Below are 12,064 nucleotides of genomic sequence, written 5' to 3'. Positions count from 1 at the left end.
GCCGATGAGGATCGGGCTCGACGTCGGCGGCACGAAGACGGATGCCGTCGCCCTCGACCCGAGCGGAGCGCTCGCCGGACGCGTACGCGTGCCGACCGGGTGGGGGGCATCGGCCGTCATCCGGACGATCGTCGAGGCCGTCGCGCTTCTTCGTGAGGATGCCGGGATCCCCGCCGACGAGGTCGCCTCGATCGGCATCGGCATCCCCGGTCAAGTCGAGCCGGGGACGGCCCGCGTCGTCCACGCTGTCAACCTGGGTGTCGCCGAGCTCGACCTGTACGACGCCGTCGGCGCGTCGCTGGGGGCGCCGATCCGCGTCGAGAACGACGTCAAGGCGGCAGCTCTCGGTGCCTCCGCGCTCCACGGCGGGTCGGGATCGATGGCCTACCTCAATCTCGGGACGGGTGTCGCGGCCGGCATCGTGCACAACGGCGCCCTGATCCGCGGCGTGCGCGGCACGGCCGGTGAGATCGGGCACATCTCGATCGACCCGAACGGCCCGCTCTGCCCGTGCGGACAGCGCGGCTGCATCGAAGCGCTCGCGGGAGGCGGGTCCCTCGCGCAGCGCTGGGGGAGCCCCGGCGTCCATCCCGTCAGCGACGTCTTCTCGGCCGCGGATGCCGGGGACGCCCGCGCGCGGGATCTGCGCGCGGGCCTCGCCCGCGCCGTCGCCGCCGCGGTCCGGGTGCTCGTCCTGACGGTCGACGTCGACGTGGTCGTGATCGGGGGAGGGCTCACGGGGCTGGGTGCGCCTCTTCTCGCGGACGTCTCGGCCGAGCTCGCCGCGAGCGCCGCGGCATCCCCCTTCCTGCGCTCGCTCCGTCTCGAGGAGCGCATCGAGCTGCTCCCGTCCGGGTCGCCCGCCGCCGCCGTCGGCGCTGCCCTCATCGGAGACACGGCCGGCACGGAGGTGGTCGCGCATGGCTGAAGTCGTCATCGTGCGAGAAGAGGGCGAGGGGGGTGCGCTCGTCGCCGACGAGATCGTGCGGCTCATCCGCGCCGATCCCGACGTCGTCCTGGGCCTCGCGACCGGCTCGACTCCGCTGCCGGTCTACGAGGCGCTGCGAACGCGACTCGCGGGTGTCGACGTCTCGCGGGTCCGCGGTTTCGCCCTCGACGAGTACGTGGGCCTCGACCCGCGGCATCCGGAATCGTACCGGTCGGTCATCACGCGAGAGGTCGTCGAGCCACTGGGGTTCGACCCGTCCCGCGTCCGCGTTCCCGATGGGTCGCTCGCGGGCATCACGCACGCGGGCGATGACTACGAGCGGGCCCTCGAGGAGTCGGGCGGTGTCGCGCTGCAGATCCTCGGAATCGGCACCGACGGGCACATCGGATTCAACGAGCCCGGCTCGTCGTTCGCCTCGCTCACGCGCGTCAAGACGCTCACGGAGCAGACGCGGCGCGACAACGCACGCTTCTTCGACGCGATCGACGACGTTCCCCGCCACTGCATCACGCAGGGGCTCGGGACGATCCTGCGGGCACGGCATCTCGTGCTGCTCGCGTTCGGAGAAGGCAAGGCGGCGGCCGTCGCGGGCGCCGTCGAAGGGCCGCTCTCGGCTTCGGTGCCGGGGTCGGCCATCCAACTGCATCCGCACGCCACGGTCATCGTGGACGAGGCCGCCGCGTCGGCCCTCGAACGCGCCGACTACTACCGGTACGCCTACGCCACCAAACCCGAGTGGCAGGGGATCTGACCCTCACCTGATACATAGGCTGGTGAGATGACGGATGCCGCAGCCGCCCCCCGCCGCGCAGACGCGCGCATCGCCTGGCAGGTCGGCGGTTCGCTCCTCGTCGCCGTCGCGCTCCTTCGCGTCGTGGCATCCAACCCGCCGTTTCCGCTCTTCCTGTCGGGGGTGGTCGCGGACATCCTGTGGTGTGCGGCGCTCGTCCTGTTCGCGCTGGGGTGGCGTCGCGCGGGCAGCGTCGTCGACCGGCGCCCGCTCGGCGTCACGGCCCTCATCGTCGCGGGCGTCGCGCCGCTCGTGCTGGGCATCGTGGGCCGACTGGTGGTCTACCCGCAGGACGGGTCACCCGATCCCGGTCTGCTCGCCCTCTCGTATGTCTCGCTCCTCCTTCCGGTCGTCGCGCTCGTGATCGGGCTCGTCCAGGTCGGGCGTGCGGCAGCCGTACCGAGGTCGGTCCGATGGGTGCCGCTCATCGCCGTGGCCGTTGCGGTGGGCGTCAACGTCGTGGCTCAGATTCTCGCTGTCACGCCGGGGATGCGCGGCGACGAACTTCTCGTCCCCTACGTCCTCTCGCAGGCCGTCGTGACGATCGGCGTCGCCGTCATCGGCATCCTCGCGATCGTGCAGGCGCCGCGCGCCGGCGGACCGCCGGAGGCCGACGTGCAGGTGTACCCGCCGCCCGCGTGAATCGACGGGGCGGCTGACTCAGGGCGCGAAGACCTTGCCCGGATTGAGGATGCCGCGCGGATCGAACACTCGCGCGATCTGCCGCTGCAGCTCCCACTGATCGTCGCCGAGTTCGTCGGCGAGCCAACGACGCTTGAGAACTCCGATGCCGTGCTCGCCCGTCAAGGTGCCGCCGAGTCGGAGGGCCGCGCGGAACATGTCGTCCGCTGCCACCCAGATCTCGTCGGGCACGTCGATGATCCCGTGCTCGTCGGGCGCGGAGTCGAAGAGGAAGTTGGGATGCAGATTGCCGTCGCCCGCGTGCGCGATCGTGGGAATGACGACGCCGTGCTCACGCTCGACGCGCGCGATCTCGTCGAACATCGCCGGCAGAGCGCTCCGCGGTACCGAGACGTCCTCGATGAGCGACGTGCCGAGCTTCTCCATCGCGGGGTGCATGGAGCGGCGGATCATGAGAAGGCGCTCGCCCTCGGCGCGGTCCTGCGTGACGGCGACCGTGCCTCCCGCAACGGTCAGGACCTCCGCGATGGCGTCGGCCTCCGCGACGGCGGCGGGTCCGTCGGTCTGGATCGTCAGCTGCGCGGCGCCCGCGGGGGGCGTGTCGATTCCGAGATGCGCGTGGACGGCCGCGAGCGACGCGGCATCCATGAGCTCCATGATCGCGGGCTGGATCCCCGCGGCGGTGACGGCAGCCGATGCGGCCGCGGCCGCGCGGACATCGGTGAACGTCGCCGCGATCGTGCACAGCTCACCCGGCACGAGCCGGCGGAGCTTGAGGGTCGCGCCGACGACAACGCCGAGGATCCCTTCCGACCCGATGAAGAGCGACGTCAGGTCGAGCCCCGTGACGCCCTTCACCGTGCGGTGCCCGAGGTGCAGGAGCCGCCCGTCGGCCAGCACGACATCGAGCGCGAGGACCGCGTCGCGGACGACACCGTACTTGGCGCAGAGCAGTCCGCCGGCGCCGGTGGCGATGTTGCCGCCGACCGTCGAGATCGCGCGGCTGGCGGGATCGGGAGCCCACCAGACGCCGTGGGGTGCCAGCGCGGCGTTGAGGTCGGCGTTGAGGATGCCGGGCTCGACGACGGCCAGCAGGTCATCGGGGCGTACTTCCAGGATGCGATCCATGCGGCGCATCGACAGCGAGATCTCGCCGGCGCCCGTGTTCGCCCCGCCCGCGAGGCCTGTCCCCGCACCTCTCGTCACGACGGGCGTCGCGGTCTCGTTCGCGATGCGGAGCGTCGTCTGCACGTCGTCGACGGATGCCGCGTGGACGACGGCGAGGGGAACACCGGATGCCGCATGCCCCGACTTGTCCGCGCGGGCGGACTGCAGGGACTCATGGGTCGTGTCGACCCTGTCGCCGAGCGACGCCCGGAGACGCTCGACGACGTCGACGGTGCTCATGCGAACCGTCGGCGACCCGCAATGACCCCGATCGTCACCGCGAGGACGCCGTAGACGAGACCGACCCACGTGAGCCCCATGCTCCACAATGCGATCGTGGCGGACGCGTAGACGAGGAGTTCCACGACCGCGCGCACGAAGGGGTGCACCGCGAAGACGGCGCGGGGGGAGACGAACAGTGCCCAGACGAGGATGGCGACGACCGGAGCGCCGATGCCGGCGACGATGTTCCACGGGAATGGCCACGCCACGAAGCCCCAGACGGCGAGAGTCGCGAAGGCGAAGAGCTCGCTGATGAAAGCGAGGACGTCGATTGCCGAGAGCGGACCACGCTGTGCTGCGCCGGGCTGTGCATCGACGGGCTGTGCGGGCACGGGCTCCGCGGGCTTCTGAGGCGGCACGTTGGGGGTCTCTGGCACGGCCTCAAGTCTACGCGCGGGGTACGGGCTCTCTCGCGGCGATCAGAAGGGGATGACGCCTAGCAGCAGGTCGCGGAATCCCGTCGTCGACGCCGGGCCGAGCGTGTCGCCCGCGATGTAACGGAGCGTGAGCTGCGGATCGAAGAGCACGTACTCCAGACGCAGGCCGAGTTCGATGGTGGCCTCTCCGTTGGCGTCGAACTCGACGGTGCGCGCCGCTTCGGTGAAGAACTGCACGCTCATCGTCGAGGACGGGGCGCCCGTCGCGCGCACGACGAGGACGATCCCGCCATCGTCCGAGAGCGCGAGCGACGCACCGGCGACCGTCGGCGTTCCGTCGGGGAGTTCCGCTCCGGGTGTGGGGGTCGGCGTGGGTGTTGGTGTGGGGGTCGGCGTGGGTGTTGGTGTGGGGGTCGGCGTGGGAGTCGGGCTGGGCTCGGGTGTCGACGTCGGGGTCGGAGACGCGCTCGGCTCGGGTGTGACGCTCGGCGCGGGGGTGGCACTCGGCGCCGGTGCCGAGGGATCCGTGTCGGGTTCGGCGCTTCCCGGCTCGATCACGTCGGGCTCCACCGGTGCGGCGGGCGGGACGGGGAGCGCCCACGGCGTCGGCGAGACGGGGTCGGGTCGATCGGTCTCGGTAGGCGCGGGGGCCGGGCTCGTCGAGGTCGTGCTCGACGGGCGGGGGAGGGGTGCGGCATCCGGATCGTCGGTGATCGTCTCGACGACTCCGGATCGCTCGGCCGAGACCGGCGGTGCTGTCATGTTCGGGAGAACGACGGCCGCCGCGACGACCGATCCCGCCACGACGATGCCCGCCGCGGCGAGTCCGACGACGGCGCCGACGCTCGAGAGGATCCCGCCCGCGGCGATCACCGCGCCCGCGCCGGCTCCGGCGGCTCCCGCGGTCGTGCCGGCCACTCCTGCCGCCGAGGTGCCTGCGGCGGCCCCACCGGCCGTCGACGAGGCGCCCGCCGCGCTTCCGACGGCGGAACCCGCGCTCGACGGGTCGAGGGGGACGAGCGGCACTCCGGCCGCGGGCGCCACGATCGCGCCCTCGACGACGCTCGAGGGCATCGCGGCCAGGGCGAGCGCAGGCGTCCCGCCGCTCTGCAGCGACGCGAGGTAGGCCGCGCCTCCGACGCTTCCGATCGTGAGCGGAAGCAGGATGAGGGCCAGGCGGCTCCCGACCTCGTTGGCCTCGCTCGCCATGATCGCGCAGCGGGTGCAGTTCTCGAGGTGACCCGACACCTTCGCGAGGTCGCGCCGACCGAGGTTGTTCCGTGCGTAGGCGCCGAGCCGTTCGATCGTCCACTGACACTCGGAGCCCTCGGCCACCGACCGGAGGTGCGCTTGGATCCACGCTTCACGGAGGCCCTCGCGGGCGCGAAACGCCAGCTGCGCGACGGCGGTGGCCTTCATGCCGAGAAGGGGGGCGATCTCCGCGGGCTTCATGCCCTCGATCTCGGAGTACCAGAGCACCTCCTGCCAGCGCGTCGGAAGGCTCCGGAACGCCTGATGCGTGAGGCTCCGATCGAGCGCTTCCGCGGTGGCCTCTTCGCTCGTGGACGGGTCCTCGACGGTGTCGAGCACATCCATCGCGGTCTCTTTGCGATCTCGTCCCCACCCCGCGGCGGTGTGGCGGATCGTCGTGAAGAGGTAGGCGCGGAAGGAGCCCGTCGGGCCACGCCCCCGCTGGATCGACTGGTAGATCTTCGTGTAGGCCTCTTGTACGAGATCGTCGGCGTCCAGCGACGACGAGATGGAGCGTGCGACCGTGATGCCCGATCTGTAGTGGCGTCGCCACAGTTCGCCGAACGCCGTCCGATCCCCCGAGCGCGTGCGGAGCACGAGATCGGCGTCACCGATCTCGGCGACGCCGTCGGGCTCGTCGTTCGTGGTCATGCGGAACTCCAGGTGTCTGCGGCGGGAGCATCGTGCTCGTCCACCACAAGAGACGCGCGGATTCGGGTTTCATTACGCGGCATGCTCATTCTGCCCGGTCGGGACCGGTTTGTCTCCGTCCCGTCGCGACATCCGAAGGGCGCTCCCGCACGCGCGAGAAAAAACTTCGAGAAGTCGCGTAATGGATCGCGCACTCGCCCGTCTCATGTTCTGAGAGACGTTCACGCCCCCCTTCGGGGGAACGCGGGGGCGGAGCGGCGACAGAGACAGAATGTCCGGATTCGGCGGGCGACATCGCGGGAACCTGGGGGAGGGTTCCGCGGGGTCGCACCGGCTCTCATAGGGGGGATCGCGGCCGCTGCATCGGGGGATGCAGCGGCCGCCTCGCTTTTCCTGCGAGCCTCAGGTCCGAACGCCCGCCGTCCACACCGCGACGACGTCGAACTCGCTCGTCAGCAGGACCGCATCGGCGAGGCGATCCGGCGCGAGCTCGCCGATATCGGTCCGCCCGAGCACGCGCGCGGGCGTCGCCGTGACGGCTGCGACGGCATCGACGAGCGGCACACCCGCCGCGACGGCGAACCGCACAGCGGCATCCTGCGTCAACGTCGATCCTGCGATGGCGCCGCCGTGGGCGAGCCGCGCGACGCCGTCCACGACGTCGACGGTGAGCGCGCCGAGCTCGTAGCGGCCGTCGCCCATACCGGCGGCGGCCATGGCGTCGGTCACGAGGGCGATCCGCCCGGGTGCGGCAGCGAAGGCGAGGCGCACGATCTCGGGGTGCAGGTGGATGCCGTCGGCGATGATCTCCAGCACGACGCGCGGATCGGCCGTCGCGGCGCCCACGGGCCCGGGCTCGCGGTGGTGGAGCCCCGGCATCGCGTTGAAGGCATGAGTGAGGAGCGTCGCGCCGGCATCGAAGGCCGCGGACGCGGCATCCCCTCCCGCTCCCGTGTGGCCGACGGCCGCGACCGCGCCGCGCGCCGTGATCGTCCGGATCGCGTCGAGTCCTCCCTCGAGCTCGGGCGCGAGCGTCATCTGCCGCACGCTGCCGCGACCCGCCCGTAGCAGTCGGTCGACGGCTTCGGGAGTGGGGGCCCACAGAGCCGACTCGTCGTGGGCACCCTTGTGTGCGGGGTCGAGGAACGGGCCCTCGAGGTGGGATCCCAGGACATCCGGGTCTGTCGCGACGAGATCCGCGACGACGCCGACGCGGTGTTCGAGCACGCCGAGCGGCGCCGAGACGAGCGAGACGACGGCACGCGTCGTGCCATGCGCCCGATGGAACCGCCGGGCCCGTCTGATGGCATCCGCGCCGTCGTCGTAGGACGCGCCCCCGCCGCCGTGGCCGTGCAGATCGATGAAGCCCGGCGTGAGCACGGCTCCTTCGCCCGCCAGGTCGGTCGCGGAGAGGACGTCGGCGGAGGCCGCGAGGGGACGCCAGGAGTCTCCCTGCCCCATCCCGGCCACGACGCCGCCGTCGAAGACGACCCACGAGTCCTCTCGGGCGACGCCGCCGTCGATGAGCGTCGCGGAATGCAGGATCGCCGTCATTCTTCGGCGCTCCACTCGACCTCGGGGAGCGGCGTGTATCGGATGCCGAGGCTCGTCCACAGGGGTCCGAGCGCGCCGACGCGCGAGCGGAACGATTCCCACGTGCGCAGACCCGATGCAGCCGCGCGGGGTGACCAGGCGATCTCGGCGGCCGCCGCGATGCGGGGGAAGGCCATGCCGTCGATCTCCCCGAGCGTGCGGATCGTCTCGGTCCACAGGGGAGCTTCGACGCCGAGGATGTCGTCCTCGTCGACGCCCTCCACGACGTCGGTCGGCTCCCACGCGTATGCGCGAGAGAGAGTCGTCGTGCCGCGCGCCCACGTGAGGCCGAGCGGCGAGTCGGCGGCGAACTTCATGTCGAGGTACACCGCGTCGGCGGGGGAGAGGATGAGCTGGGCGAATCGCCGGGCCTTCTCGTCGGCGCCGTCGGTCGGCGTGACGAAACCCCAGTACTGTCCGACCGTCGCGTCGTCGAGCCCTGGCGCAGCTCCCGCCTCGTGCCACGCGATCGGGGTCTTGCCGAGGTCGGCGACGATGGCACTCGCCCGTCGCATGAACTCCGCGAAGTCGTCCGGCGCCGTCCCGAGCGCTTCGTCGCCACCGAGGTGGAGGTACGGTCCGGGGGTGAGCGAGGCGAGCTCGCCGAAGACGTCGGCGAGGAAGTCGTACGTGCGCTCGTCCTGGATCTCGAGCGATGAGAAGCCGACCGCGAATCCGTCATAGGGGACTCCCGCCGTCGGCAGTCCACCGCCGAACTGCGCGACGGCGGCGCGGACATCGTCGGTGAGGACGGGCGCCGCGGCGAGTTCGGGATAGGCGAGTCCGACGGCGTGCGTGTGGCCGGGGACGTCCACCTCCGGCACGACGATCATGTGGCGCGATGCCGCGTACGCGACGATGTCGCGATACTCCTCGCGTGTGTAGAAACCGCCCGGGTCGCCGCCGACCGACGTGCCGCTGCCGTGCTCCGTGAGCTCGGGGCGGGACTTCAGCGCGAGTCGCCACCCCTGGTCGTCGGTCAGGTGCAGGTGCAGGGCGTTGAACTTGAGCGACGCTGCGCGGTCGATGTACGCCCGAATCGCGTCCGGACCGAAGAAGTGCCGCGCGACGTCGAGCATGACGCCGCGGTAGGCGAATCTCGGGGCATCCTCGATCGCGACGGCGGTGACCATCCAGGCGTCCCCGTTGCGCCGAACGAGCTGACCGACCGTCTGCACGCCGTAGAACAGTCCGGCGGCATCCGTTCCCGTCACGACGACGGATGCCGCGTCGGCCGTGACCCGGTACCCCTCGCGCTCCTCGCCGGGCTCGACGCGCAACTCGATCAGGGGGCCACCGTCTGACCCGCCGTCGGTGGTGCGCGGCGCGACGTCGCCGCGGGTTCGGATCGCCAGGAGAGCAGCGAGCACGTCGGCGGCCTCCGCGTCACCCGCGATGCGAAGCGACGGAGACAGGACGAAAGGGTTCCCGTCGCCGGTCGCCAGCGTGCGGGGAGCGGGGACGACAGCGGGAGGCGTCATGTGTCCATCCTGTCGGAGAGAGTTGTAAAGAGTCCTAACAAAATAGGTCGATTCAGGATACCGGGGCCTCGGCGCACCGGGAAGACCGACCGCGCAGCGGGGGAACCGTCACCGGCATCCGATATGCTCGCCTTGTCGCGACTGGCGTTGAGGTGGGGATACCACCGGGGAGCGGCTGACACTGGCATTCGACCGCACGCCTGGGCCGGGTCTCGATACACCGCCGCTTCGCGGCGGCACTCGACCAGCGGGTGCCTGCCGTTCGCGGCGGGGCTCGACCAGCGGGTGCCCGCCGTTCGCGGCGGGGGCCCGACCAGCAGGATCGTCTCTCAAGCCGCCGTCAAGGAGAACGCCATGACCGACCAGTACTTCAACGCCCCTCTCTCCGAGGTCGACCCCGAGATCGCCCAGGTCCTCGAGCGCGAGCTCGAGCGGCAGCGTGGATACCTCGAGATGATCGCCTCGGAGAACTTCGTTCCCGTCTCGGTGCTCCAGTCGCAGGGATCCGTCCTGACGAACAAGTACGCGGAGGGCTATCCGGGACGCCGCTACTACGGCGGCTGCGAAGAGGTCGACGTCGCGGAGGAGCTCGCGATCGAGCGCGCCAAGAAGCTCTTCGGCGCGGAGTTCGCCAACGTCCAGCCCCACTCCGGCGCGACCGCCAACGCCGCCGTCCTCCACGCGATCGCGCGCCCCGGCGACACGCTGCTCGGGCTCTCCCTCGACCAGGGCGGCCACCTCACGCACGGCATGAAGATCAACTTCTCGGGCCGCCTGTACGACATCGTCGCCTATGGCGTCGACCCCGAGACGTCGGTGATCGACATGGACGAGGTCCGCCGCCTCGCCGTCGAGCACAAGCCCAAGGTCATCATCGCCGGTTGGTCCGCCTACCCGCGTCAGCTCGACTTCGCGGCCTTCCGTGCGATCGCCGACGAAGTGGGCGCACTCCTGTGGGTCGACATGGCGCACTTCGCGGGGCTCGTCGCCGCGGGCCTGCACCCCTCGCCCGTGCCGCACGCGCACGTCGTGTCGTCGACCGTCCACAAGACGATCGGTGGTCCCCGGTCGGGCTTCATCCTGACCAACGACGCCGACATCGCCAAGAAGATCAACTCGGCCGTCTTCCCGGGTCAGCAGGGCGGACCCCTCATGCACGTCATCGCCGCGAAGGCCACGGCGTTCAAGCTCGCCGCGACCCCCGAGTTCGCGGAGCGTCAGCAGCGCGTGCTGAACGGTGCCCGCCTCATCGCGGAGCGTCTGTCGCAGCCCGATGTCGCGGCGGCGGGCATCGCCGTCCGCTCGGGCGGCACCGACGTGCACCTCGTGCTGGTCGACCTGCGCGAGGCCGAGATCGACGGCAAGCAGGCAGAGGATCTGCTCCACGAGATCCACATCACCGTGAACCGCAACGCCGTGCCGAACGACCCGCGTCCGCCGATGGTGACGTCGGGCCTGCGGATCGGCACGCCCGCCCTGGCGACGCGCGGCTTCGGCGACGCCGAGTTCGCCGAGGTGGCCGACATCATCGCGCTCGCGCTCCTTCCCGGCTCCGACGTCCAGGCACTCCGCACGCGCGTCGCCGCCCTGACGGCCGCGTTCCCCCTGTACCCCGGCCTCCAGCAGTAGGCCACCCCGCGGCATCCGGCACGCCCCCGGGACGCGCCCGCCGCCCCGACCGGCGGCATCCGCCCCGGCCCGGTGCGGTACGTCCCCCCCCGCGGCATCCGTCCCGCCCCACCCCACCGCCCCTCTCCCACCCCGCCGCCCCTCTCCCGCCCCGCCGCCGCACGCGCATCATCCGCGAGACTGCACCTCGCGGCCGAAACAGCAGCGGCAGACCGCAGCCTCGGCCGGAGGATGCAGTCTCGCGGCGAGGGGCGGGGAGCGGGCCGGAGCGAGGCGGGGCACCGGGAACGCCGACGCAGCACGAACACGACACGACCGAGGAGACGACATGGTGGCCACGAAGCTCGACGGACGCGCGGCTGCGGCCGAGATCAAGGAAGAGCTGCGCGCACGTGTCGCGGCGCTGCGCGAACGGGGCATCGTCCCGGGCATCGCGACGGTCCTCGTCGGAGCAGACCCCGCGTCGCAGCTCTATGTCGGCATGAAGCACCGCGAGTCCGAGGCGATCGGCATGAACTCGATCCAGATCGAGTTGCCGGCGGATGCCACACAGGCCGACGTGGAGGCCGTCATCGACGATCTCAACGCGGATGCCGCGTGTCACGGCTACATCGTGCAGCTCCCGCTGCCGAAGCACCTCGACACCGACGCGATCCTCGAGCGCATCGATCCCGCGAAGGATGCCGACGGCCTCCACCCCACGAACCTCGGCCGCCTCGTGCTCAACGTCAACGCCCCCATCACTTCGCCGCTGCCGTGCACGCCGCGGGGCGTCATCGAGCTCCTGCTCCGCAACGGCTACGACCTCGGCGGGAAGCATGTCGTGGTCGTCGGGCGCGGAGTGACGATCGGGCGCTCGATCGGGCTCCTCCTCACGCGACGCGAGATCAACGCGACCGTGACCCTCACCCACACGGGCACGCGCGACCTCGAACGCCACCTCGCCCAGGCCGACGTCATCGTCGCCGCGGCGGGGGTCAAGCACATCGTGCGCCCCGAGCACGTGCGTGCGGGTGCCGCCGTGCTCGATGTCGGCGTCACGCGAGAGACCGACCCCGACACCGGCAAGAGCCGTGTCCACGGCGACGTGCATCCTGACGTCGTCGAGGTGGCCGGGTACGTCTCGCCCAATCCGGGAGGCGTCGGTCCGATGACCGTCGCACTCCTCATGACGAACGTCGTCGAGGCCGCCGAGCGCTCGCTCGACTGACGCTCCCCGCGTCTGTGGGACGATAGACCTCGTCTGTCCCAC

The 12,064-nt window shown here is 71.4% G+C and carries 10 protein-coding genes and 1 riboswitch; of the genes, 5 read left to right on the top strand and 5 right to left on the bottom strand.

The window, feature by feature from the left end:
- Positions 1 to 4 precede the first annotated feature (4 nt).
- From FBY39_RS00135 to FBY39_RS00125, 3 genes are read left to right on the top strand one after another with little or no spacing between them, the layout of a single operon-like run.
- Positions 5 to 928 (top strand): ROK family protein, encoded by a 924-nt coding sequence (locus FBY39_RS00135; protein ID WP_141929671.1) that lies wholly within the window; start codon positions 5 to 7, stop codon positions 926 to 928.
- Complete coding sequence (locus FBY39_RS00130; protein WP_141929670.1) at positions 921 to 1,700, top strand: glucosamine-6-phosphate deaminase; 780 nt, start codon at positions 921 to 923, stop codon at positions 1,698 to 1,700. Before FBY39_RS00135 ends, FBY39_RS00130 begins: the two co-directional genes overlap by 8 nt.
- Before the next feature lie 27 nt (positions 1,701 to 1,727).
- On the top strand, positions 1,728 to 2,381 hold the full coding sequence (locus FBY39_RS00125; protein ID WP_141929669.1) for a hypothetical protein: 654 nt from the start codon (positions 1,728 to 1,730) through the stop codon (positions 2,379 to 2,381).
- An 18-nt stretch (positions 2,382 to 2,399) separates the two neighbouring features.
- On the opposite strand, the gene FBY39_RS00120 is transcribed toward FBY39_RS00125, so the two are convergent.
- The 5 genes from FBY39_RS00120 to FBY39_RS00100 form a co-directional block, all read right to left on the bottom strand.
- Positions 2,400 to 3,788 carry an FAD-binding oxidoreductase gene (locus FBY39_RS00120; RefSeq protein WP_141929668.1) on the bottom strand — a complete coding sequence of 463 codons (1,389 nt, stop codon included), beginning with the start codon at positions 3,786 to 3,788 and terminating at the stop codon, positions 2,400 to 2,402.
- Positions 3,785 to 4,207, bottom strand: a complete 423-nt coding sequence (locus FBY39_RS00115; RefSeq protein ID WP_141929667.1) for a YrdB family protein — start codon at positions 4,205 to 4,207, stop codon at positions 3,785 to 3,787. The genes FBY39_RS00120 and FBY39_RS00115 overlap by 4 nt, the downstream gene beginning before the upstream one ends.
- 42 nt (positions 4,208 to 4,249) lie before the next feature.
- Positions 4,250 to 6,109: a sigma-70 family RNA polymerase sigma factor gene (locus FBY39_RS16770; protein ID WP_141929666.1), complete on the bottom strand. Its 1,860-nt coding sequence runs from the start codon at positions 6,107 to 6,109 to the stop codon at positions 4,250 to 4,252.
- A 402-nt stretch (positions 6,110 to 6,511) separates the two neighbouring features.
- On the bottom strand, positions 6,512 to 7,663 hold the full coding sequence (gene nagA, locus FBY39_RS00105; protein ID WP_141929665.1) for an N-acetylglucosamine-6-phosphate deacetylase: 1,152 nt from the start codon (positions 7,661 to 7,663) through the stop codon (positions 6,512 to 6,514).
- On the bottom strand, positions 7,660 to 9,183 hold the full coding sequence (locus FBY39_RS00100; RefSeq protein ID WP_141929664.1) for a family 20 glycosylhydrolase: 1,524 nt from the start codon (positions 9,181 to 9,183) through the stop codon (positions 7,660 to 7,662). Before FBY39_RS00100 ends, nagA begins: the two co-directional genes overlap by 4 nt.
- 127 nt (positions 9,184 to 9,310) lie before the next feature.
- Positions 9,311 to 9,396: riboswitch (ZMP/ZTP riboswitch) on the top strand.
- A gap of 141 nt (positions 9,397 to 9,537) precedes the next feature.
- On the opposite strand from FBY39_RS00100, the gene glyA reads away from it, so the two are divergent.
- Entirely contained in the window at positions 9,538 to 10,812 is a 1,275-nt protein-coding gene (gene glyA, locus FBY39_RS00095) for a serine hydroxymethyltransferase (protein WP_141929663.1), read from the top strand.
- A gap of 328 nt (positions 10,813 to 11,140) precedes the next feature.
- Positions 11,141 to 12,022: a bifunctional methylenetetrahydrofolate dehydrogenase/methenyltetrahydrofolate cyclohydrolase gene (locus FBY39_RS00090; protein ID WP_141929662.1), complete on the top strand. Its 882-nt coding sequence runs from the start codon at positions 11,141 to 11,143 to the stop codon at positions 12,020 to 12,022.
- The last annotated feature ends 42 nt before the right edge of the window (positions 12,023 to 12,064 follow it).

Origin of the sequence: Microbacterium sp. SLBN-146 (genome assembly GCF_006715145.1) — a bacterium.
Taxonomy (GTDB): domain Bacteria; phylum Actinomycetota; class Actinomycetes; order Actinomycetales; family Microbacteriaceae; genus Microbacterium.
The sequence above is the reverse complement of the archived record's forward strand: the minus strand, read 5'-3'. Positions and strand labels throughout refer to the sequence as shown.